The following is a 22649-nucleotide window of genomic DNA, read 5'->3' as shown; positions in this document are numbered from 1 at the left end:
ATTCGGGCACCTACTTCTGGCTGATTCGAGGAGACCTGCGTGCCTGTGTCCCGAGCCTCCGGGTGGGGTGTGGTCGCGTCCGTCGCGGCCGTCCTCGCCGGTTCGGTGTTGATCGCCCAGCCCAGCGCGGCGGACGATTCGTACGCCGCCACCGATGATCCGTCGCAGATCTCGATGCTGTCCGGCCCGGAGGGGTCGGGGCCGGTGTCGATGCGGTTCAGCTGGGTCACCGAGCCCGACGTCACGGACACGGTGATCGAGTACGCGACGAAGGAGTCCTTTGCGGACACTGGTGAGTTCGCGGACCGGGCCGAGGGACGGTGGGAGCGCGCCGACATCAACGTGGCGACGAGCCGGCCGGTCAACGGGCACAAGGTCGAGATCGAGGGTCTGCTGCCGTCGACGGAATACGTGTACCGGGTGGGCGACGGCGACGCGCACATGAGCGACGTGCACGGCTTCACCACGCGGGACGCCGAGGTCGGCGAGTTCGCGTTCCACTGGTACACCGACGCCCAGATGAACGACTACGAGGGCTATGCGGATACGCTGATCCCCGCGATGGACCGGGCCTTCAGGGAGGCGCCCGACCCGGCCTTCATGCTGTTCACCGGCGACCAGGTGAACCACAGCTACAAGTCGGAGCAGTGGGACGGCTTCTTCAGGGCGCTGCAGTCCAGGTCGACGTCGGTGCCGACGTACTTCACCATCGGCAACCACGAGTACGAGGGCAACCCCGACGACGGATACCTCGACTGGGAGTCCCCGGACCCCTACTTCACCAACTTCGCCGCGCGGACGAACATCCCGCCGAACGGGCCCGCCTATTTCGGGGCCGCAGACGGGAAACCGACCGCCGTCGGCGAGGAAGCGAAGACGCTGCGCAACACCGCCTACTACTTCGAGCACGGCGATGCGCTGTTCATTGTGCTCAACCACTTCGACCAGCTGGACGACGCCGCGTTGCAGCCGCAGCTGGACTGGCTGAAGACCGTGGTTCAGGCCTCGGACGCGAAGTGGAAGATCGCCGCCTACCACCACGGGCCGTACCTGGGCAGGCGGAACCACCCGTCGAACTACCGCGACATCGCGAAGGCCTTCGACGAGGCTGGCATCGACCTGTCGCTGTCCGGGCACGACGGGATGTACCTGCGCACGAACCCGCTCAAGGACGACGTGGTGGTCGGTGACGGCGAGGGCACCACCTACGTCACGGGCGCGGCAGTCGGCGACGGCCAGGGGTACACCTGGAACCCGGACATCGCAGGCCGCTACACGGCCGTCTACAAGGACAACCAGGAATCCAGCTACCAGACCGTCTCGGTGTCGCCGGAGAAGATCTCGATCACCTCGACGAGTCGTGACCCGAAGACGAAGGCCTACAGCGTCAACGACACGTTCGAGATCACCAAGGCGCTGACGCCGTCGCTCGACGACTGGGTGCCGCCGCCCGCGCCGGAGCAGGTCCACGACGAGGACTATCCGCCGCTGGTCGACGGCACCTACGAGATCAGCACCGCGGCGCAGCTGATGTACCTCAGCAACAACCTGGGCAACGGCTTCGACAAACTGCCTGCCGACGGCGACTACCGCCTCACCGCCGACATCGACCTGCAGCGGCTGCGCGGGTTCCGGCCGCTCGGGCTGTCCTCGGGCTTCACCGGGACGTTCGACGGGAACGGCCACACGATCTCGAACCTCTACCTCGACTACGACCAGGGCTGGGAGCTGGACCACCAGCCCGCCGCCAGCGGCTTCGTCGCCCGCCTCGGCGAAGGCGGCCGGGTACGCGACCTCGGGCTCGCCCGCGTCGAGTACCGCGACGCCGAAGGTGCCGTCGGTGGCGTGGCCGGCATCGTCGACGGCGGCGAGATCGAGCGGGTCTACGTGACCGGCACCGTCGAGTCCACACAGGACACCGCAGGCGGGATCGTCGGCGTACTGGCCGGCGGCGGCGTCGCCGACTCGTACTCGACGGTGCACCTCGACGGCTCGGCAACGGCCGGTGGCCTGGTGGGTGAGATCCCCGCGGGCGCCACCGCGACGGTCGAGCGGAGCCTCGTGACCGGTGCGGTCGTCACCACCCGCGAGTTGGCGGGCGGCGCGATCGGCCGGCTGGCGTCGGCATCCGGCCGGATCCACGACACCGTGGCCGCCAACCGCCTCATCACCGGTACGAACGCAGGCGCGCTGGTCGGACAGGCCGACGACGCGGCACGGGTGGACAACAACGTCGTGTGGGCCGATGTCCCGGTGACCGGGACGCAGACCGAGCAGCGCGGCGTCACCGAGCTGACCGAGCCGGACTTCATCGCCGAGAGCACGTACCGCGACCTGGGCTGGGACTTCGAGACGGTGTGGGCATGGCAGCCCGCGACCCCGGCGCACCCGCTGCTCGCAGGGATCTCCAGCCAGCTGAACCCGCTGCCATTCACCAACAAGGACGCGCTCGCCGACCTCGTCGCTACGGTGACGGGCGAGAACGCACCTGACGAGGCCGGCTATACGCGGTACAGCTACCGGTTTTTGCTTGACGCGATCGACGCGGGCCGCACGGTGCTGGCCAGCCCACTGGCATCACAGACCGAGGTCGACCAGGCACACGACCGGCTTCGGGCCGCCATCGAGTTCCTCAACCCGATCTCGGCGGAGCGGCAGTACAAGGCGGGCAGCATCGCCGAGTTGCGTTACCGGATCGCCGAGATCGGTGACGGCGAGGAGGACGTCTGGCTGACCCGTGACTTCGACGCCGACGACGCAGGCGGCCCGCTCCGGTTCGAGCAGGGCGCGGTGCGGCTGCGGGCCGAGACGCCGACGACGCTGCGGGTACGGGGCAACGTCTACGTGGCGGTCTCCGGAGCCGAGCTCACCGTGGGCCCGAACGTGACGCTGCTCCAGGACGCCGAGAACACCGCGCGCGCCGCGTTCGTCAGGGTCAGCTCGGGCGGTCACCTCGGTGTGGAGGACGCCACGATCGACTCCGACGCGACGATGTCCGGTTCGCAGGGCGTCATCGTGACGGACGGGTCGAGGGAGTCGGTGACGATCGAGCGGTCGAGGGTGTCCGGTGTCGGCGCGCGGACCATCTACGCTTACAGCGCGGGCCCGTTGTTCACGATCACGGACAGCACGATCACCAACACCAACACCGCGCTCTACCGCAGCCACTACGTGCTGGGCGGAAAAACGGTGATCGAGGGCAGCATCGGCGGCGGCGCCGTCCTGCACGACTTCCGCGACAGCGCGGTCGAGGCGACGGCCGACGGCAACGTGGTCACGCTGGCCAAGTCGGGCACCGGCCCGGCGGTGAGCGACCCCGCGTACGCCATCTCCTACGTGGTGTCCGAGGGGGCACTCGGCGACTTCGGCGACCCGGTGCCGTACACGGGACCGATCACCGTTCCGGCCGGCAGCACCGTGCACGCCGCGCTCACCCATCAGGGCTTCCACGGCCCGGTCGCGTCGTTCACGGTCCCCGCTGAGCCGACCTGCCGGCCGCCGGGCCCACCGAGCCACAAGCCGGGACCGCCGACCGACAAGCCCGGCCCGCCGATCTGTAAGCCACAGCGCTGACAACGGCTCACCGACGACGGGGTTGCTGCCCGGCCAGGCTTTGTCCAATGTGGATATAGCCAGCCTGGTCGGGCAGCGGCACCGTCACCGTCCGATCGCCGCGACAGGCTCCTGTGGGCGGCCGCGCGGATGTAGCGCGTTGGCTGCGAACAACCGGTGGAGCAGCTGAATCGCCACCGAGCCCTCACCAACTGCGGACGCCACACGCTTCACTGAACCGGCTCGAACGTCGCCGGCCGCGAAAACACCCGGCATGCTCGTCTCCAGCAGCAACGGACTGCGATCGATCGGCCGACTGTTTTCGTCGCGGAGATCGGTTCCTGTGAGGACGAAACCGCGCGCGTCCCTATCGACCTCCGGTGGCAGCCACTCGGTGTGCGGGCGCGCTCCGATCAAGATAAAGAGTCCGTCGGCGCCGATCGTCTCCTCGCTTCCCGTCATGCGATCACGAAGCACGAGGTGCTCCAGCCAGCCGTCGCCCCCACCGCCGACGATCTCGGTTCCCAGACGGACCCGCAGTCTTGGCGTCGCCTCTGCCTCACGCGCCAAGTAGTGCGACATCCCGGCGTCGAGCGACTCAGCACGTACCACAAGCGTGACGCGCCGGGCGTAACGAGCGAGGTACAGGGCAGCCTGTCCGGCCGAGTTTCCACCCCCGAGGACGTAAACGTCGCGGCCGGACATGGCAGGTGCCTCAGAAGTCGGACCGCCGTAGAAGACGCCGGCACCGCTGAGTGCCTCGAGCGTCGGCACGCCCAGTCGTTGATAGCTGGCGCCCGTCGCGAGAAGCACCGCGCGGGAACGCACGTGGACGCCGTTGGAGAGTGTGACTAAGAGCCCGTCGTGCGCGCCCTGAAGATTGATCGCCCTCTGCATGAACGCGAACTTCGCTCCGAACACCCACGCCTGGTCGTACGCCTGCTGGGCTAGGCGGCGGCCGCTGATGCCCCGAGGAAAGCCGAGATAGTTGCGAATCAACGAGCTGGAGGTTGCCTGGCCCCCGAGCCCGCCTTCGTCGACTACCAGAGTGCTGAAACCTTCCGATGCGCCATACATGGCCGCCGACAGACCAGCCGGCCCCGCGCCGACGATCACGAGGTCGAACTCCATGCGCTCCGGATTCACCGGCGAGCCCGACGCCATCGCGATCTCGGCATCGGTGGGATCTGTCAGAACTCTACCGTCGGGGAAGACGACGATCGGCAGTTTTACCCCCTCGCCCGCCTCGGCAATTCGGGCGCGCCCCTCACTCGAGTCGGCCAGGCAGAAGGAGTGCGGGATCGCGCAGCGCCCAAGAATCCGCCGCAACTCATAAGCCCGGCCAGACCACGACTCGCCAACCACATAGATTGTGTAGGGCGAGGTTCGCGTCGCTTCTGTCCACTCCAGCAGCAGACTCGAGATCGCCTGGTGGAAGAGCTCGTCCGGTGACGTTGAAGGCCTGAGCACGTAGTTGTCGATATGTCCACGAGCAATCGAGTCGAAGATCGCCTCACCCATCGCGCGGTCCCCCCACTCACCCCACGCGATCACGAGCCCGCGCTTGGCGTGCGGATGAAGCCGGCGCGCGTGATCCAACAGTTCGCTTCCCGTCATCCCGGACAGCCACTGTCCTGAAAGGACCAAGGCGACCGCCTCATTGGCTTCGGCAAGCTCCTCGAGACGGGCACGCGCCTCATGCGACGATTGCATACACACTACGCGGTAATGGTGCGAATAACGCTCGCGCAACTCCCGCTCGACGTCACGCAGCACACCCGCGTCCTCGTCGACGGCGACAAGCACTGCGCCGGACATGCCCCCACTGTAATGGCAATCCGCTGGAGCGTAGGGATTTGGTTTTCAGGGGGTCACCGTCTGAGCGTCGCGACCTTGCCGTGGAGTGCTTTCAGCGCGGTGACGTAGATTTCCGAGAAGGTGGGGAAGGGCTGGATCGTGTCGCGCAGCACGTCCAACGGCACGCCGGCGCGGATGGCGAGCGTTGCCTGCTGCAGCCACTCCCCGGCCTCGGGCCCCAAGGCGTACGCGCCGGTCAGCCGTTCCCCGTCGGACAGGAGGGTGAGAAAACCGTTCGACTTCGCGTAGGCGCGGGTATAGGTGGCCGTCTTGGCCACCTCGGCCACCGGGGTAGTGGCGCTGAAGGCCGCCTCGACGGCGCCGACCGCCGCCGCTTGCGGGTCGGTGTACACCACGTCGGGGATGGCCTGGTAGTTGGCCGTGCGGGGCTCGCCGAGGAGGTTCCCGGCGACGACCTCGCCCTGGTACTTGCCGACATGGGTCAGCAGCCGCACGCCGGTGACGTCGCCGATGGCCCACAGCCGCTCCCCAGCGCGCAGGTGCGCGTCGACAGGGATGCCGTGCGCGTCGGCGTGAACGCCGACCGTGTCCAGGCCGAGCCCGTCCACCCGCGGGCGTCGGCCGGTGGCGACGAGCAGGTGGTCGCCGCGCAGCTCGCGGCCGTTGTCGAGGGCCAGGACGTAGTCCGCGTCGTCGCGCCGCGCGGCGGTCGCGTGCGTGCCGAGGAACAACTCGACGCCGTCGGCTCGCAGGACCTCGCCGAGCGCGTCGCCCAGCGGCGCGGGTTCGCGGGCGAGCACGTGCCCGGCGCCCTCGACGAGGGCGACTTCGCCGCCCAGCCGGCGCACGGCCTGTGCCATCTCGGCGCCGATGGGCCCACCGCCGAGGATGAGCAGGCGACGGGGGATGGCTTTCATGGCGGTCACCTCGCGGTTGGTCCACACGCCCGGCAGCGCGCGCAGCCCCGGGACGGGCGGCACGACCGGGTCCGAGCCGGTCGCCATCACGACATCCCGTGCGGTGTAAGGGACACCGTCGACCTCGACCACGCCAGTGCCCGCGAGCCTGCCGACGCCGCGCAGCAGGTCGATGCCCTTGCCCGCCAGCCAGCGTTCCTGCCCGGCGTCGGAGTGGTCCGACACCATGAAGTCACGCCAGGCCAGTGCCGCCTCGACGTCGACCTGCGCGGTGGCTGCCGCCTCACGCGCGTCGTGGGCCGCCTCGCCGGGACGCAGGAGCGTCTTCGACGGGATGCACGCCCAGTAGGAGCACTCGCCGCCGACCAGCTCGCGCTCAACGAGTGCTACACGCAGCCCTCCGTCGGCCAGCTCGCCCGCGCAGTGCTCGCCCGGCGAGCCGGCACCGATGACGATGACGTCGTAGCCGTTGTTCACGGGTCCGTGCCCGGCCCGGGAGCGCCGGTCTTCTCGCGGACCATGTACTGCGCATACCAGTCCGGCCAGTCCGCGTCGGGGTGCCCGAGCTCCTTCTCGTACTGGCCGTGCGCGGCTTCGGCCCGGCGCATGGCCTCGGCCAGCTCGGCCACGGAATCAAAGGTCACTTGCATCTCGAGGAACTCCTCTCTCGCGAAGGCGAGTTCGAGCTTCGTGTCCGTGATTTGTGGCTTCCCCGGCGGACGCGGTTGTATTCAAGCCGGCCCGGCTACCGTCGTAGGCTGCCGAAGCTTCCCGGAAAAGAAAGTTCGGCGAGTGTGTCGATCGACGAGATGTCTCGTTCGACCTAGGGGTGAGCGGGCCCGAGTGGGGCCCGGTTAACACAGGGAGAAGCCAGTCATGAAGTACATGCTGATCATGCGCGCCACCGATGAGACCTACAAGTCGTTCCAGGACGTCGACTTCAACGAGATCATCGAGACGATGGGCCGCTTCAACGACGAGATGATCCGGGCCGGCGTGCTGGTCGCCGCCGAGGGCCTCGACGACGCCGCACAGGGTGTGGTTGTGGACTACTCGTCCGAACCGCCGGTGGTCACCGACGGTCCTTACGGTGAGACCAAGGAGCTGTTCGGCGGCTTCTGGATCCTCAACGTCGCCTCCAAGGAGGAGGCCATCGAGTGGGCGAAGCGGGCGCCGATGGCCGGGCCGGGCGCCAAGGCCGAGATCCGCAGGGTCGCCTCGATCGACGAGTTCCCGCAGGACAACGAATGGATCCAGAAGGAGCGGGCGTGGCGCGAGGCGACCGGTCAGCTCTGACACCCGAGGCGGGCGACCACACCGGCCGGGAGGCCGTCGCCGCCGTCTGGCGGATCGAGTCAGCGCGGATCGTCGGTGCGCTCGCGCGCTACACCGGCGACTTCGCGCTGGCCGAGGACCTGGCACAGGAGGCGCTGGCCGAGGCGCTCGTGACCTGGCCCCGTGAGGGCGTGCCCCGTAACCCCGCGGGGTGGTTGCTCACCGTCGGCCGGCGCCGCGCGATCGACGCGTTCCGCCGGCGCTCCGCCCTTGACGAGAAGTACGCCGTCCTCGCCCACGACCTGGGCGAGGACGGCGTCGGCCAGGGAGCCGACGTGGACGTGCTGTGGGATCCGGACCAGATCGACGACGACGTGCTCGCGTTGATGTTCATGTCCTGCCATCCCGTGCTGTCACGGGAGGCGAGGGTGGCGCTGACCCTGCGGGTGGTCGGCGGTCTGACCAGCGATGAGATCGCCAAGGCCTTCCTAGTCCCGACCGCGACCGTGCAGGCTCGGATCACCAGGGCGAAGAAGACACTCGGCGCGGCCAGGGTGCCGTTCGAGGCGCCGGCGGCCAAGGAGCGGACAGAGCGGCTCGGCTCGGTGCTCAGCGTGGTGTACCTGATCTTCACCGAAGGGTCCTCGGCCAGCTCCGGTGACGACCTGATCCGGTTCGACCTGGCGAGCGAGGCACAGCGCCTCGCGCGGGTGCTGACCCGGCTGGTGCCGGACGAGCCCGAGGTGTTCGGCCTGCTGGCGCTGCTCGAGCTGACCGCGGCACGGTTTCCGGCCCGTACCGGGCCGGACGGCGAGCCGGTGTTGCTGGAACACCAGGACCGCAGCCGCTGGGACCGCTCCGCGATCGCCAGGGGACGAGCCGCATTGGGCCGCGCGGCACAGGTCGGCCGGGGCCTCGGCGCCTACGGTCTGCAGGCCGCGATCGCCGAATGCCATGCCATCGCCGTATCGGTCGACGCGACCAACTGGGAGCGCGTCGTGGTCCTCTACGAGGCGCTCGGTCGGCTCGCGCCGTCACCGGTGGTCGACCTCAACCGGGCGGTCGCGGTCTCCATGGCACAGGGACCGTCCGCGGCGCTGCCGATCGTGGACGAACTGGCTGCCGCCGAGGCGTTGCCCAACTCCCACCTGTTGCCCAGTGTTCGCGGGGAACTGCTCACCCGCCTCGGACGCACCGACGAGGCACGCACCGAACTGGAGCTCGCCGTACGGCTGTGCGGCAACGAACGCGAGCGGGTGGTACTGGAACGCAAACTCGCCGACCTCGGCTGACGACATACGCTGGCGGCGATCGTGGGAACAGTGACCGACCGGACGAGGGGGAGATCTGGCCATGGCGTTCACCGATGAGGAAGTCGCCTACGTGCGCTCGCAACCGCTTGCGCGCGTCGCGACCGTCGGCAGGGAAGGGCAGCCCGACGTCGTGCCGGTTGCGTGCGAGTTCGACGGCACGTCCTTCTGGATCGGCGGGCCGGGGGAGTCGTTCCTCGGCACCCGGAAGGCGCGCAACGTGACAGCCGGTGGCCGAGATGTCGCGCTCGTGTTCGACGACCTGGTGTCGATGGACCCGTTCATCGCGCGCGGCCTTCGCGTGTACGGCCGGGCGGAGCCGCCGGTGGAGCGCACCGGGATGGTCGGGCCTGGCTGGTACCTGCGGATCACGCCGACCGTGTCGTGGAGCTGGAACATGGCGGGCGAGCCGGTGGGCGACACGTGGTATCCGGCGAGGCGAGCGGTGCACGACAGGTAGCCCGCGTCGGTCACTGCGGTGGGCGGCTCCAGGCAACTCTGACGACAGCGGCAGTGACCGCGAGGATCACGGCGAGGCCCAGCAGCCCCAGGTTCAGGGTGCTGGCGACGGCGATCGCGCCGACCAGCAGCGGGCCGCCTGCGTCGCCGAGCTCGCGGCCGACTTCGGCGGCTCCCATCGTCTGTCCGAGCCGTTCGCGGGGCGTGGTGGCGGCCAGATGTGCGAATCCGAGTGGCGTCACCAGCCCGGTGCCGGCACCGATGGCGACGGCGGCCAGTGCCAGCCCGGCGACGCCGGGCAGCATCGTGGCCACCACTGTGCCGAGGGCGGCAAGCACCAACCCGGTAGCCATGCCTGCGCTGTCGCTGATCCGTCCCGCGTCGCGGGCGCGGCCGGCCCAGAACTGGACCAGTGCAGCGGTGGCGGCCAGCAGGGATACCACCGCGCCGGTTGCCAGCGGGCTGAGCCCGTGGTCGGCGCCGGCGACTGGGAGGAATCCGACACCGACAGCGAGGGCTGCGGTGGCGCCCGCGAGTGCGAGCGTGGGCCGCAGGAAACTCCCGGTCGCCAGGCGGCGGGCCAGGTCGAGCACGGTCTGCCGGGCGCGTGGCAGCGGCGGGACGGTGGGGACGGCGAACGTGGCCCATGCCGCGACGGCGAGTGCCAGCAGGCCGAGAGTGGCGAACAGCAGCGAGTAGCCGCCGAGGGTGATCAGGACTCCGCCGATGATGGGGCCGAGCGTGTAGCCGAGTCCCTTCCAGGCGCCGTAGCCGCCGAACGCGCGGCCGTGCCGCGTCTGCGGGGACAGCCGAGCCACCAGCGCGCCGGCCGCAGGCGAGAACGCCGCGGCGGCAGCACCTTGGCCGAGGCGGGCGACGCCGACGAGCGCGGGGTTGCCTGCGAGGACGAATGCGGCCGAGGCGACGGCGAAGGCCACCAGCCCGCCGAGTAGGACCGGGCGCGGCCCGATCCGGTCGGCCAGCGACCCGAAGATCGGTTTGAGGAGCACTTCGGCGCCGTCGTACACCGCCAGCAGCAGCCCGAGGGTGAGCAGCGAAGCGTGTTCGGATTCGGTGTAGCCGCCGAGGCTGGCTGCGATGCTGTGTGCGCCGAACGCGGTGACGAACCCCGCCGCGTACAACGGGAACAGTCGGGAGCGCGCTGCGGTGGCGGTGTGCTCGTGGGAGTCGGTGTCCATTGTGGTCACATCTGGTGCAGGGCCTGGAAGACCTGCTCGGTGTAGTCGGCCAGCCGGTCGGCGCAGTGCTTGAGCTGTTGCTCGGCCTCGACGGCGGCGGGGGCGCCGAACACGTCCCGTGCCTTGATGTCCCGATACCAGCGGCGTAGCCGTTCCAGGCTCTGCTCTTCCTCTTCCAGTTCGGCCATCGTGAACTTGCGGTTGCGGATCTCTTTGTCGATCTCGGCGTCGAACTTGCCGCAGTCGGCAAGGAACTCGGCCCATTCCTCAGCCCGCTCCGCGGTGAACAGCTCCTCCAGCCGGGCCGCGTCCGGCTCGGCTCGCCCGGCGGCGTCCATCACGACGACTTCGCCCTCGCCGCGCTGGGCCAGCTCGATCACCCGTGCCACCCCGTCGGTGAACACCGGCGCGTCCGGCACGACCCAGGCTCCCTGCCCGAGCGAGAGCGCCGCGATCCTGCGCAGCTCCCGCCACACCGCCACCCGATGCCGTGACGGTTCGGCAGGCACCCGCACCACCAACACCAGCCACCGGGCTGGAACACGTTCAGTCACGAGAAGGAATGTAGCAGCAGTTACATCGATCATGGTGACCGCTGAGCCACTGGTTCACGTACGGTGACGTGATCGATCCGCGCTGCTAGCGTGGCAGCGCACGCGCGTCAATCGAGCGTCCAGGGGGGGCGGATGAACCTCGTCGGAGCTGCGGCGGAGGCTGCGGTGGGTGAGGCGGCGAGGCTGATCGCCGCGCAGGCGCTCGGGTCTCTGGGCCAGGCAGGCACTCGGCTGCTGTCGTTGTTCCAGCGCAAGTGTGGCCAGCCAGGTTTGAGTCTGGTCGAGGTGGAGCGCCAGGTGTTCGCCGCGGCGCGGGAGGATCCGGGCTGGGCCGTTGAGTTGGTGGAGGTTCTCGCGGAGACCACCGGCGGTGAGCCGGTGCTGGGTTGTGAGAGCCTGCTCCATCCGTTCCGCGACCGGCGGGACGCGCTCGCTCGGGTCCCCGAAACCGGCGTGTTCGTCATCGCGGGCGCACCCGGAAGTGGGCGGAGGACGCTGACGCGGAAGATCGCCTCGGACCGCAGGGACCGGTTCCCCGGCGGATGCCTCGCAGTCGACACCGACCTGTTCCGCCGTGGGCGTGGTGAGCTGGCGATCGGCGACGTGCAGCGGCACATTCTGGGGCAATGTGGCGTCAGCCGTGACGATCAGGCCGATGCCGTCGCTGATCTGGCCGCGCAGTTCACGCGGGCGATGGCGTCGCGGCGCCTGATGCTGATCCTGCACGGTCTTCGCGGAGCCGACGAGGTGCGCCCGTTCGAACCGGGCTCGCCGCTGAATCTCGTGCTGGTGACCACCGGCCGGCTGGGTGACGATCTGCGCTCCCGGTACGCGACGGTGCTGCTGCGTGGGCTGGACCCGGACGGCGCGTGGCAGTTGCTGGCGGACAAGTGCGGACCCGACATGCTGCTCGCGGAGCAGTCGCAGGCGCATGACCTGCTCACGATCTGTGACTATCTTCCCGAGCCGATCACGTTGGTCGGCGGCAGGCTGAGCGCGCACCGCGACCGTCCCGGCGCGGTGGGTGCGATGGTGGCCCGGCTACGGTCCGGCGGCCTCGCCGGGACGTTCGATCCAGTGCGGCGGACAGTGGAGGAAAGCCTCGCTGAACTACCGGATGAGGCAAGGGCCGCCTGCGCGTTGCTGGCCGCGCATCCGGGGCCTGACTTCGACCACCACACCGCGAAGGCCCTCCTGGGCGTCGACGACGCGCAGCCGGTGCTGGACACGTTGGATGACGCCGGAATGCTGGTCCCGGCGGAACATGGCCGAGCGCGGCTGCGGCACGCGTTCCGGGAACATGCCGCCGCTCCGGAGCTGCCCGAAGCCGCCTTCACGAGGTTGCTTCGTTTCCTGCGCGATTGCGCGGTGGTTGCCGACCATGCTGAGGACCGGTCGGGCGAGCAGCGGTTGCGCGTCTACCCCGGCGGTCACGGCCCCGCGCCGGTGTCATCTGCGGTGCACCTGTTCGACTATCTGGACCAGCAGCGTCACGTGCTGCTGGAGACGGTTCGGCATGCGTATGCCCGGGGCCACCACGAGGAGGTGTGCCAGCTCGGTGGAGCACTCGAGGTCCTGGTCACCAAATACGGTGGCTACGAGTGGTATATCGCGGTGAACGAACTCGTGCTCGCCAGTGCGCAGCTGCGGCTCGCCGAGCACGATTCGGATGAGCGCCGGAAGATGGTGGTGCGTGCGCATGCCATGCATGGCAGAGCGCACTTCCTGCTACACATCCTGGACCGTGCAGAGGACTCGTTGCGTTGTGCGCGGGACGAGCTGGCGAAGCTGCGTACGCGGGACGCGCGGCTAGAGGCGTCACTGTGTGAGTTCTGGGGCCGTTTTCACCAGATCAGCGCCGAGCACGCACGGGGGCCTGGTCTCCATGCCGCGATCACCGAGTTGGCTGCCGCCTTGCGGCACGATCGGGAACTCGGCGACGAGCGCGCTGTTCTCATCCACGCTCGGATGCTGGCGAACGTGCTCATCGATGCGGGCAGGCTGCGTGAGGCATGGCCACTGCTCGACGAGGCCGCCGGGACCCGCAACGCCCACGGCCGCAACCTGGCGCGCGTGCAGATGGTGCGTGCCAAGGCCGCCCTCCGCGAGGGAGCCTTCGAGCACGCACGCTGGTGGTGGAACCAGGCGCGAGAGCTGCTGGGCGAGAAGCCGGGGCCCTACAGGTGGGAGCTGGCCGAGTTGGACGCGGAGCTCGTCACGGCGACCGGTCCGGTCGAGGTGGCCCGGCAGCGCTGGGGCGTGCTCGCTCAGGAGGCGTGGCAGTTCAGTCATCCGCGGATGTACCGGTATCTGGGTGAGCTGGAGCGACTGAACGCACGTCGATGACCCGCTCGCCGAGACGGAAGGTGTCGGTGTCCGGGATCCGGCCGACCTGCTGGAGCCGCACGTAGGCGAGCGAAGCGGCCAGCCGCGGATCGACACCGCCGGACATCGTCAGAGCCGCCGTGGTGCCGTCGCGGATCAGCAGTTGGCAGCTCCTGCCGCGTGCGGCGGCCGCCAGCAGCGCGTGGGGCCACTGCCTGAGCGCTTCCGCGGCATGGGCGGGGAAATCGGGTGCGTCGGGGAGGAAGACCACGCTCGCCGCGGACACCTCGGACAGCCGGGCGTGCTCGGCCTCCGCGACGAGATGCGGGTAGCTCCAGTCCTTGTCGACCGGCCTGGCGGGGAGCCGTTCGAGTGACGTGCTGCCGTCGGCGTGCATGGTGGCACCGACGAACAAGGCGTGGATACCCGCATGCTCGGGACCCGGGGCCGGGAGCGTGGGGAACTCCGGCGATCGGTCTGGTTCGGTCAGCTGCAACAGTTCGTAGAGCAGGGCACGGAGTGGCCGGGCGCAGTGCCCGGGGTTGTCCACCGCTTGCTTGGTGATCGCGGCGTAGGCCCACGGCGTGTGCGTGTGAACGGCGCTGTCCAGTTGCGCGCGAAGATCGCCCCGCGTGTCCAGGTGCGGTGCCTGCGCGGTGAGTGAGGCCATTGGCGAACCTGGCACGGTCGTGGCCGAGTTCTCGCGCGTCAGGAGCACGGGAGTGTCCGTCGCGGCCGCGTACAGGGACAGGCTGCCCCGGTCGGATACCACCAGGTCCGCCGCGAGCACGGCGGCCCGCCAGTCCTCGTGGGCGGGCAACAGGACGAGGCCGGCCTCCCTGGCACGGGAGAGCCACGCCCGCACCTGCCATGGGCCGTGTGCCCACACGCCCGCGTGCAGGGACATCGCGACCCGGTACTCGTCCACCGGCAGCTCGGCGAGGAGCCGTTCGGGCAGCGTCGGATGGAGGCCGAACAGCGAGTCGGGGCCCCAGGTCGAGGCCAGCAAGATCAGCGTGCGGTCTGTGGCACCGAGCGTTTCCCGGTACCTCCGCGCCATGTGCCCGCTGGCCAGCATCCGGTCGAGGCAAGGGTCTCCGACGACGACACCTGTGGAAGACGCCTCCGGGCAGGAGTCCGCGAGTTGCCGATACTGGTCCGAATGGGACAGTGCGATCGCCGAGAGTACCGGCTGACCACGATGGAGAAGCCGCTGCGGATTCATTCCCGCGACTGTCCTGCTACCGGGGTAGTACTTCTGGAAACCCAGTCCGTGCGGCAAAAGCAGGACGGGCGCAGCCAACTGGTGGAGGTGATCGTTCTCGCTGGCGGCGATAGCGAGATCGAACCGTGTCCGGATCGCCTTGCTCCATGGGACGACCGGAGCCCGCAGCGAGTCCATGGCCTCGTCCAACCCTGCCGAGAAGATGGCCGGGCTGGCGGGATCGTGGGTGAACACGATCTGAACCCGTTGGTCCGCCTCCATCAGCGAGAGCACGTCCAGCAGGCGCGTCAGTGCGGTGGTCGTGCGCGCCACGACCAGCACGGTGCGTTCGCACGACGTCGTCCGCCACTGCCGGAAGCGTGCGTCGACGGTGATCCGGCTGAAATCAGAACGGGGGGGGGGTACCACTTAGCGTCCTCGCCGGCCCCACTGATATGTCCTCATGGGGACCGAGGTTACGCGTCACCCAGGGGCGCCGCCCGCGCTGCACGCCGGGGCGAAGATCGTCGAGCTGGTACAACAGGTGTGGTGAACGAGTTCTATCACCTGTGTTTCGCAGTCCAGGACATTCAGCGTGCGACCGAGGACCTCACCCGCGTCCTTGGCGTGCGCTGGAGCCCGATCCGCACCGGGCAGCTCGGCGAGTGGGAGTACAGCATCGTCTTCTCGGTTGAAGGCCCGCCCTTCTTCGAGGTGATCCAGGGCAGCGCCGGCAGTCCGTGGGATGCCACCGATGGGTCCCGCTTCGACCACATTGGCTACTGGTCCAGTGACATCACCACGGACAAGAGCCGACTGGAAGCCCGTGGAGCGCCGATCGACTTCGACTCCTGCCCTTACGGTCGATCCTTTACCTACCACCGCATCGACAGCATCGGAGCCCGGGTGGAGCTGGTCGATCTCGCGGTCCAGGAAGGGTTCCGCAAAACCTGGAGCCCAGGCGGTGCACCGATGCCGGCCCTCGATCTCGACAGGCCATGACAGCGGCGATCAGCGCGCGTCGGCTCGATTTCTCCGCCGGTACGTGTGGATCGCCAACGCGGCAACGACTGAGGCGCCGGCCAACCCGGCGACGAGCCACTGCCACACTGTGGTGCCCGAACCGCCGCTCGCCGGTTCGGCACCGAAGGTCCACGTCATGACCGCGTGCTCGGCGGTGTAGAGAGATCGGTCGGGTGACGTTGTCCCGTCCCCGAGCGCCACGATCCGGTACGCCGCGTTGACGTCGGTCAGCGTCGACACCCCGATCTCGACGCTCTCGACCGCACGTGGGCAGTCGAAGACGAGTTGGGCGCCGTCGCCGACCAGCTCAGCCAACTGGACATCGACCGGGCACGAGACGCCCTGCTGCCGGACCGACACGCGTTCCGCGAGATAGGCCGCCACCTCATCGGAGGCGATGAGCCGGTCGGCGTCGGTTTCGCCGACCGGCTCCGGTGAAGCACCTGGGCCGACGTCGAAGGCGATGCTCCTGCGCTCAGTCAGTGCACCGACCAGGCCGCCGAGGAGGAGCAGGTCGTCGGCTGGTGCGGACCAGCGCACCGTCACGGTGGAGCCGGCTGCCGACAGTTGCACCCGCTGCGGTTCTCCGAACGGATGCGCGCCGGCGGCCGGAACGCTTGGCGCGAACACGACCAGCAGCACGGCCGCGACGACGCTCCACCGCACGCCTACGACCTCCTCGCCGCGAACGTCGAGACGGGCGACAGGGCGTCGCGTCCGCCGCCGTCCGTCGAACGCACGTACCAGGTGTAGGACGCGCCGGGCCGCAGTCCGGGCCAGTTCACCGTCGCCGTCTCGCCTGCACCGACTCGCACAGTTCCCAACTCCACCGGCGCCGACTGCAACGCCACCAGATCGGTCTCGACCCGCTTGTCGTAGATGTCGTTGAGATCGACTTCGATGGTGAACTCGTCGTCGGTGTCGTCGTAGCGACCCTCCGGGTCGTACTTCCACGCGTTGTGCTCATCGTAGGCGGGGGCATAGGTGTTGACCGCCATCCGCTTGGCGTCGATGTCCACTTGCAACAGTCGCAGGAAGCCCGTGTTGGGGTGCCCGTCACGCAGGAAGTTCTGGTAGTCCGCCATCATCTCGACGACGACCCGACCCTCGACGCCGCCGACATCGCGCTTGATGTTGAGCGCGACGCCGTGGAAGTGGCCGGACAGCACCATGAACACGTTCTCGTTCGGCAGGACCAACTCGTTCCAGAACCGTTGCCCCATCGACGTCCACCGGTAAGTGTCCGGACTGGACAGTGTGCCATCGGGATGGATGTACTCGTGGGTGGCGAAGATGACGTTGTGGTCCGGGTGCGCCGCCAGCACGCCGTTTGCCCACTCGATCGCGTCATCGCCGGCGAAGTAACCCAGGTAGATCATCAGGAACTTCGCCCCGTTGATCTCCATGACCTCGTAGTGGTTCTGGCTGTCGTCTTCCTTCCAGGTACCGCCGGACCACGGTTTGCCCGCGAGACGCTCTGGCGGGAAGAACTCGTTGTACAGCTCCTTGTCGCGCCCCCACTTGTCATCGTGGTTGCCGGGGGTGACGCCGTAGGGATGGCCCGCCTCGTCGAGAATGCCCATCGCCGACGAGGCGAACTCGTACTCGTCGCGGGCCCTTGCCTCGCCGTGTGTGCCGTTGAGCCAGTTCTCGATGAGATCGCCGGTGTGGAAGGTGTACGCGATCTTCCTGGCTTCCTGGTTCTTCACGATCCAGCGGTTCATCTCGGCGAACTGCGACCGGTAGCCCTCGTTGAGGAACTGCGTGTCCGTCATGTACCCGAACGAGAAGTCGTACTCGGCCGGGTCCTTGAACGCGCGGTTCGGCTCGGCGGCATCGTCGTGGAAGGCCCCGCGCGTTGCGGGCCCGTCCTGGACGAGGATGTCGATCGTGCGCCCGCGGGTGTGAACGCCCTTGTCCACCTTGCCGATCAGAGTGATCTGCTCACCGCCGATGCCTCGGCCGGCGGCCAGCAGGTCCCAGACCTCGGCACGGTGGTTCCAGGCGTAGAGCTGCAGTTCGTTGTTGCCGGTCGAGCGGCCGCTCCACGCGATTTCGAGCTTGGTGCGAAGGTTCTCGGTCGCGACGAGCTCGAACCGCTGGAACGGGAAACCCTTGGTCGCCTCGGTCACGAGCGAATCGGCCGCGTCCGGCAGGCCGCCGCGTTGCAGCTTCTCGCCCTTGGTCACACGGGTGGCAGGCGGCGCCTGGTCGGTCGCTCCTGTGTAGACGCGCGCGGCCCGCTCGTTGACCTGAATCCGTTGCGCACCAACAAAAGTGAGGTCGGCGTCCTCGCCGGTGGTGTGACCGGCGGTGGCGCTGAGGGTGGCGTTGGTGCGGCCGACCGTGCTGCGTGGGTCGGTCGCGGGCGCCGGCCTCGGTGCCGGCTCGACGTCAACGGGCGCGAGTTCGGCGTCGGTGTTGCCGGGGCACCCGTGACGCCGACGCGCTGGTAGGTCTGGGCCCTCCCGCTGTCGAGGTTGTTCGGCAGCGGGGTGCTCCCCATGGCACATTCGCTGTCGGTCGGCGCCGCGTAGACGGCCACCGAGTCGACCAGCCGCCGATCGGCGTCCTCGAGCCACGCGCCGAAGCCGGCGTTGGCGAGGCTGACGTCGTAGCGGGCGTCGGCGTGCTCGAACGTTGCGGCCTGGTGGGCGATCACGTACGTCTCGCCGGGTGCCAGCTCGATCTCCCGCAGCGTGGGCACCTGGGGGTCGTACACCCGGCTGCCGTTGGCACCGCAGCGGTAGATGGTCCAGCCGTCGAGGTCGGCCACTTCGTCACCGAAGTTGGCGATCTCGATGAAGTCGTCCGAGCTCCCGCCTGGCCCAGCGCTCGCGAGCTCGCTGATGCGCACGTCTGGGCCAATGGCCGCCACTGCCGGCGCACCGGATGCGACGACGAGGCTGGATGTGACCAGTGCTGAGAGCGCTAGCGCAGCGACAATATGCCGGGAACGTCGGTGTTTACGCGCGGACAAATGGACCATGGCGGGCACATTGACCGAATTCGGTTAACCCGCGGTGTCCATCTCCCAACCGATACCCGACGTCGAGCCTAATGTCTCGGGAGCTCCAGTGCGGGACGTATAGCGGGTTGTTTATGTGCTGTACCGCGGGCGGCCACGCCGGTGTCATCGCGTCGAGGGATTAATCGTTTGGGGTAGGCGCGAACAGGGTTCAGGCCGCGGCGCGACACTGCCGCGGCACAGGCGAGGAGTGAGTGCATGAGCGAGCAGGACAAGCGGCGCGGGCTGAGCAGGCGGGCGTTGCTGCAGGCAAGTGGCGGTGGTGTTGCCGCTGCGGCGATCGTTGGGCTCGGAGCTCAGCCCGCGATCGCGCAGGGGACACCGGCGGCCGCGCGACCGGTAGGGCCGCTGACCGCAGCTGAGCCGCACGCGTTCACCGTTCGCACCAGGACCACGGCCGCGGGCGAGCCGGGCACCGCGAAGGTGAAGATCCTGCCGATCGCGCGGGCGAAGTTCCTCGCCGGCGGACGGTTCGACCTGCGCGTGGAGGTCACCGGGATCGACCCGGTGACCGCTCGCATCGACATCGACGTCACCGGCCCACAGGGTCCCGCGAAGATCCTGGTGGGCGAGCCGCAGCGCACGAGCTCGGCCGCCGACAGCCTCGAGGTGACCTACCGCGGCGTCGCCTACTCGCGGCCGGGCGAGTACCGGGTCCGGGCCAGCGTCCGCTCCGGTGACGGCCGCGCCAGCGCCGAGGTCAACCACACGGTGGTGCTCGCGAAGACCCCGGGCCGCAAGGCGAAGAACGTCATCTTCTTCCTCGGCGACGGCATGGGCCAGCCCGCGATCACCGCCGCGCGGATCATGTCCAAGGGCATCACCGAGGGTAAGTACCACAGCCTGCTCGAGATGGACCGGATGGAGTACCGCGGCCACGTCGGCACCTCCGGCGCCGACGCGCTGGCCACCGACTCCGCTAACTCCATGTCGGCCTACATGTGCGGACACAAGTCGTCGGTCAACGCGATGGGCGTGTACGAGGCCAACGACCCCAACCCGAACAAGCACCCGCATGTGGAGACCATGGCGGAGCTGCTCAAGCGCACCCGCGACATGGCCATCGGCGTCGTCACCACCGCCGAGGTCCAGGACGCCACCCCCGCGGCCGTGTTCGCGCACACCCGCCGCCGTTCCGAGTACCTGGAGATCATGAACCAGGCACTCAACCCCGCCCAGATGCCGGACGTGATCCTCGGTGGCGGGCTCGCCTCCCTGCTGCCCCGGTCGCAGAAGGGCTCGCGGCGTAACGACGACCGCGACCTGGTCAAGGAGTTCCAGGACAAGGGCTTCGCCTACGCTCAGACCCGCAAGCAGCTCAACGAGGTTCTCGACGGCAAGACGCCGGACAAGCTGCTCGGCATGTTCCACACCGGCAACCTCAACGTCTACCTCGACCGCCAGCACAACAAGAAGCCCGAGGTCCTCGGCGCCTGGGACGACCAGCCGACGCTGCCGGAGATGACCGAGGCGGCGCTGAAGGTTCTCGAGAAGCACGACAACGGCTTCTTCCTCATGGTCGAGGGCGCCTCCATCGACAAGATGGAGCACCCGATGGACGGCCCTCGCGTCGTTTACGACACGATCGAGTTCGACCAGGCCATCGGGGTCGCCAAGAAGTTCGCCGAGAAGCATGGCGACACTCTCGTCGTCGTCACCGCCGACCACGGCCACTCGATGAGCATCGTCGGTACCCACGACCGCCGCGACGCAGCGGGCCGCCCGGGTAACGGCGTCTACGGTGACGCCACCTATCCGACCTATGTGGACAGCAACGGCGACGGCTTCCCCGACGACCCGGACCCCGATGTGCAGCTGTTCTTCGGCTGGTCCAACCACCCGGACCACACCGACGACTTCCAGCACAACGAGGTCTTCGCCCAGCCGGCCCTGCTCGACGCCACCGGCAAGGCGGTTGCCAACCCCAACCGCGACCCCGGTGCCGAGCTGCAGACCGGCAACCTGCCCTTCGATCAGACCAACTGTGTGCACACGGTGGAGGACGTGTCCGTCTTCGCTTCCGGCCCGGGAGCGCAGGGGTTCAACGGCTTCCTCGACAACACGGAGGTCTTCTTCGGAATCGTCAACGCGCTCGGCATTGACGCCCGCCGCTGACACTCGCGGTTGACCCGGTGCCCCCTGGCGTAGGCCAGGGGGCACCGTCGTAGTTGGAGGGTCTTCGAGGCTTGGGTTCTCACGACGCACGGCTCGGGGCCGCAGCCACCGAGGTCTTGCGCCTGCGCGACCGTCACTTCCGCAGGCTTTGCTTGGTACACCACGACTCGCGGCCGCCGCACGCCGGGCACGCGACCCCCTCTGTCGCCGCGCGAGCTTGTCCAAACAGGACTCCTCACTCGAGAGCCACCGCCACAGCTGCCATAACCGGAGGCGGCGCAAGATGCGGACGACTCGCACTCTCACGCACTGGCCACGCGAACCCGCTCGGCTAGCACAGCCGCGCAAGATAGTCCAAACAGGATCTCTCATTCGAGAACCACTGCTGCAGTTCCTCGTCATTGGTTCATATCACCTTCTCAGTCCAACGAGATCAGACTACGACACTCGACCAGATTTGTCGAACACATGTTCGAGTCTTGTGGTAGGCTGTGTTTGTGTGTGAGAGCGTGATCTCCCCGATGTCGTTGGGGGATAAGGAACTTATTGACGGCCTGCGGGGGTTGGAGCAGGGCCGTCGGGAGTCCTATGCCCGGGAGTTGACGTTTATCGCGGAGATCGAGGCGCGGGGTCTGCCTGCCGAACTGAACTGTTCCGGTGTCGGGGCGTTGATACGGGAGATGTTCAACCTCAACCCGATTGATGCGCGGCGCATGGTTGCCCACGCCCGCGCGTTGCTGCCCTCGGTCACCACGTCGGGTGCGCCGGTGGCGGCGGACTTGCCTGTCGTCGCAGACACCTTGCAGAGCGGCAAGATCGGACCTGAGCACGTGGAAGCGATCCACAAGGCGATCCACCAGCTACCGCTTGACGCTACCGACGACGACCGGGCCGCAGCGGAGAAGATTCTCTGCGAGGCGTCCACGGTAAGCGAACCCCGGATCATCGCGAGGCTGGGTCGGGAGATTCGGGACCGATTGGACCCTGATGGCGCCGAACCCAAAGATGAGGCCCTGATACGGCCGAAACGATGGCTGGACTTCCGGGAAACCGCCAACGGCGTCACCGGCACGTTCGGGCTGGACAAAGAAACCGGCGCGCTGCTGGCCAACCTGCTGTCCCCGTTAACCGCTCCCCGGTCCAGTGATGATGGGCCGGACCTGCGCAGCCGGGACGAACGTTGTGGCGACGCCTTCGCCGAGATTCTGGCGTTGGCCGCTCGCTGCCCTGATACCCCCAACCGAGGCGGGGGAACCGGTCACGTTGCTGGTGTCGGCCACCCTGGACCAGCTCACCACCGGGATCGGTCAGGCTCTCGTGGATGGTCACCTCTCGATGTCGGCGGGGCAGATCCGGCGGATGGCCTGCGATGCGAAAGCCGCTCCCATGGTGTTCGGTACCGCCAGCGAGGTCCTCGACGTCGGACGGACGATCCGCACGGTTCCCCGGAGCCTCCGGCGGGCCCTGATCCACCGGGATCGCGGCTGTAGTTTTCCGGGCTGCGACCGTAAGGCCAAGTGGTCGCAGGCCCATCACATCGTGGAGTGGAGCAACGGCGGACCGACCACTTTGGACAATCTCACCCTGGTCTGTCAGCATCACCGTGTGTCTCGAATGCGATTGAGAGGTTCTGATGTAGAAGCCAGAGTCGCTTGAAAGCAATGCTGTGTCGAAGATGAAGGCAGGCCCTTCGGCGTCGTCCTGCAGGGGATGGTGTCAAACCGCCCTGGGCTGCTGCGGTGAATGAGTCGTGGTGGTGAGCGTCAGGGAAAAGTCACACAATGATGTGGCAGGTGTGGTCCGGGAAGGCGAACGACAGTGAACCGTCGATGACGTGTCGTAATGCATGAGATGACATCAAAACCGGGGA

17 protein-coding genes and 1 pseudogene are annotated in these 22649 nt (G+C 68.3%); 9 read left to right on the top strand and 9 right to left on the bottom strand.

What is annotated here, in order from left to right:
* Nucleotides 1-39 precede the first annotated feature (39 nt).
* Nucleotides 40-3573 carry a metallophosphoesterase family protein gene (locus tag ABZ863_RS30675; RefSeq protein ID WP_358542768.1) on the top strand — a complete coding sequence of 1178 codons (3534 nt, stop codon included), beginning with the start codon at nt 40-42 and terminating at the stop codon, nt 3571-3573.
* Between the two features lie 84 nt (nt 3574-3657).
* On the opposite strand, the gene ABZ863_RS30670 is transcribed toward ABZ863_RS30675, so the two are convergent.
* Genes ABZ863_RS30670 through ABZ863_RS30660 form a run of 3 tightly spaced genes read right to left on the bottom strand, consistent with a single transcriptional unit; the run spans nt 3658 to nt 6937 of the window.
* Nucleotides 3658-5370, bottom strand: coding sequence for an FAD-dependent oxidoreductase (locus ABZ863_RS30670; RefSeq protein WP_358542765.1), 1713 nt, complete (start codon nt 5368-5370; stop codon nt 3658-3660).
* Nucleotides 5371-5423: 53 nt separating this feature from the next.
* On the bottom strand, nt 5424-6764 hold the full coding sequence (locus ABZ863_RS30665) for an NAD(P)/FAD-dependent oxidoreductase (protein WP_358542763.1): 1341 nt from the start codon (nt 6762-6764) through the stop codon (nt 5424-5426).
* Nucleotides 6761-6937 (bottom strand): hypothetical protein, encoded by a 177-nt coding sequence (locus ABZ863_RS30660; protein ID WP_358542761.1) that lies wholly within the window; start codon nt 6935-6937, stop codon nt 6761-6763. The genes ABZ863_RS30665 and ABZ863_RS30660 overlap by 4 nt, the downstream gene beginning before the upstream one ends.
* A 226-nt stretch (nt 6938-7163) precedes the next feature.
* Here ABZ863_RS30660 and ABZ863_RS30655 point away from each other — a divergent pair, with 226 nt between their 5' ends.
* From ABZ863_RS30655 to ABZ863_RS30645, 3 genes are all read left to right on the top strand, one after another.
* Nucleotides 7164-7583 carry a YciI family protein gene (locus ABZ863_RS30655; protein ID WP_358542759.1) on the top strand — a complete coding sequence of 140 codons (420 nt, stop codon included), beginning with the start codon at nt 7164-7166 and terminating at the stop codon, nt 7581-7583.
* Nucleotides 7580-8854 (top strand): RNA polymerase sigma factor, encoded by a 1275-nt coding sequence (locus ABZ863_RS30650; RefSeq protein ID WP_358542830.1) that lies wholly within the window; start codon nt 7580-7582, stop codon nt 8852-8854. The genes ABZ863_RS30655 and ABZ863_RS30650 overlap by 4 nt, the downstream gene beginning before the upstream one ends.
* Before the next feature lie 61 nt (nt 8855-8915).
* Nucleotides 8916-9332: a PPOX class F420-dependent oxidoreductase gene (locus tag ABZ863_RS30645; RefSeq protein WP_358542757.1), complete on the top strand. Its 417-nt coding sequence runs from the start codon at nt 8916-8918 to the stop codon at nt 9330-9332.
* 10 nt (nt 9333-9342) lie between these two features.
* Here ABZ863_RS30645 and ABZ863_RS30640 read toward each other — a convergent pair whose 3' ends face one another.
* Complete coding sequence (locus tag ABZ863_RS30640; protein WP_358542755.1) at nt 9343-10530, bottom strand: MFS transporter; 1188 nt, start codon at nt 10528-10530, stop codon at nt 9343-9345.
* Between the two features lie 5 nt (nt 10531-10535).
* Nucleotides 10536-11084 (bottom strand): Chromate resistance protein ChrB, encoded by a 549-nt coding sequence (locus ABZ863_RS30635; protein WP_358542753.1) that lies wholly within the window; start codon nt 11082-11084, stop codon nt 10536-10538.
* Between the two features lie 132 nt (nt 11085-11216).
* On the opposite strand from ABZ863_RS30635, the gene ABZ863_RS30630 reads away from it, so the two are divergent.
* Entirely contained in the window at nt 11217-13430 is a 2214-nt protein-coding gene (locus ABZ863_RS30630; protein ID WP_358542751.1) for an NB-ARC domain-containing protein, read from the top strand.
* Here ABZ863_RS30630 and ABZ863_RS30625 read toward each other — a convergent pair.
* The gene (locus tag ABZ863_RS30625) at nt 13369-15042 is read right to left on the bottom strand and encodes a hypothetical protein (RefSeq protein ID WP_358542748.1); all 1674 of its coding nucleotides are present in this window, start codon (nt 15040-15042) and stop codon (nt 13369-13371) included. The genes ABZ863_RS30630 and ABZ863_RS30625 overlap by 62 nt on opposite strands.
* A 117-nt stretch (nt 15043-15159) precedes the next feature.
* Here ABZ863_RS30625 and ABZ863_RS30620 point away from each other — a divergent pair, with 117 nt between their 5' ends.
* Nucleotides 15160-15615, top strand: a complete 456-nt coding sequence (locus tag ABZ863_RS30620; RefSeq protein ID WP_358542746.1) for a VOC family protein — start codon at nt 15160-15162, stop codon at nt 15613-15615.
* A gap of 9 nt (nt 15616-15624) precedes the next feature.
* On the opposite strand, the gene ABZ863_RS30615 is transcribed toward ABZ863_RS30620, so the two are convergent.
* The 3 genes from ABZ863_RS30615 to ABZ863_RS30605 are packed head-to-tail and all read right to left on the bottom strand — an operon-like array spanning nt 15625 to nt 18514.
* On the bottom strand, nt 15625-16302 hold the full coding sequence (locus tag ABZ863_RS30615; protein WP_358542744.1) for a hypothetical protein: 678 nt from the start codon (nt 16300-16302) through the stop codon (nt 15625-15627).
* A gap of 2 nt (nt 16303-16304) precedes the next feature.
* Nucleotides 16305-17825 carry a metallophosphoesterase gene (locus ABZ863_RS30610; RefSeq protein WP_358542742.1) on the bottom strand — a complete coding sequence of 507 codons (1521 nt, stop codon included), beginning with the start codon at nt 17823-17825 and terminating at the stop codon, nt 16305-16307.
* Nucleotides 17822-18514 carry a lamin tail domain-containing protein gene (locus ABZ863_RS30605; protein WP_358542739.1) on the bottom strand — a complete coding sequence of 231 codons (693 nt, stop codon included), beginning with the start codon at nt 18512-18514 and terminating at the stop codon, nt 17822-17824. Before ABZ863_RS30605 ends, ABZ863_RS30610 begins: the two co-directional genes overlap by 4 nt.
* A 348-nt stretch (nt 18515-18862) precedes the next feature.
* Here ABZ863_RS30605 and ABZ863_RS30600 point away from each other — a divergent pair, with 348 nt between their 5' ends.
* The 3 genes and pseudogenes from ABZ863_RS30600 to ABZ863_RS30590 all read left to right on the top strand — a co-directional run bounded on the left by ABZ863_RS30600 (nt 18863) and on the right by ABZ863_RS30590 (nt 22435).
* Nucleotides 18863-20779, top strand: a complete 1917-nt coding sequence (locus ABZ863_RS30600) for an alkaline phosphatase (protein ID WP_358542737.1) — start codon at nt 18863-18865, stop codon at nt 20777-20779.
* Nucleotides 20780-21300: 521 nt separating this feature from the next.
* Nucleotides 21301-22020, top strand: a pseudogene (locus ABZ863_RS30595) (DUF222 domain-containing protein); the annotation flags it as partial.
* Nucleotides 21926-22435, top strand: a complete 510-nt coding sequence (locus tag ABZ863_RS30590) for a DUF222 domain-containing protein (RefSeq protein ID WP_358542828.1) — start codon at nt 21926-21928, stop codon at nt 22433-22435. The pseudogene ABZ863_RS30595 and the gene ABZ863_RS30590, both read left to right, overlap by 95 nt.
* Nucleotides 22436-22649: the final 214 nt, after the last annotated feature.

The sequence above is a fragment of the Saccharomonospora sp. NPDC046836 genome (genome assembly GCF_040645195.1).
Classification (GTDB): domain Bacteria; phylum Actinomycetota; class Actinomycetes; order Mycobacteriales; family Pseudonocardiaceae; genus Prauserella_A.
The sequence above is the reverse complement of the archived record's forward strand: the minus strand, read 5'-3'. Positions and strand labels throughout refer to the sequence as shown.

What these genes read in the sequence shown, in the direction of transcription:
- ABZ863_RS30590 (WP_358542828.1), top strand. Translation starts at nt 21,926, where the DNA reads ATGATGGGCCGGACCTGCGCAGCCGGGACGAACGTTGTGGCGACGCCT.
- ABZ863_RS30655 (WP_358542759.1), top strand. Translation starts at nt 7,164, where the DNA reads ATGAAGTACATGCTGATCATGCGCGCCACCGATGAGACCTACAAGTCG.
- ABZ863_RS30640 (WP_358542755.1), bottom strand. Translation starts at nt 10,530, where the DNA reads ATGGACACCGACTCCCACGAGCACACCGCCACCGCAGCGCGCTCCCGA.
- ABZ863_RS30660 (WP_358542761.1), bottom strand. Translation starts at nt 6,937, where the DNA reads ATGCAAGTGACCTTTGATTCCGTGGCCGAGCTGGCCGAGGCCATGCGC.
- ABZ863_RS30600 (WP_358542737.1), top strand. Translation starts at nt 18,863, where the DNA reads ATGAGCGAGCAGGACAAGCGGCGCGGGCTGAGCAGGCGGGCGTTGCTG.
- ABZ863_RS30645 (WP_358542757.1), top strand. Translation starts at nt 8,916, where the DNA reads ATGGCGTTCACCGATGAGGAAGTCGCCTACGTGCGCTCGCAACCGCTT.
- ABZ863_RS30670 (WP_358542765.1), bottom strand. Translation starts at nt 5,370, where the DNA reads ATGTCCGGCGCAGTGCTTGTCGCCGTCGACGAGGACGCGGGTGTGCTG.
- ABZ863_RS30630 (WP_358542751.1), top strand. Translation starts at nt 11,217, where the DNA reads ATGAACCTCGTCGGAGCTGCGGCGGAGGCTGCGGTGGGTGAGGCGGCG.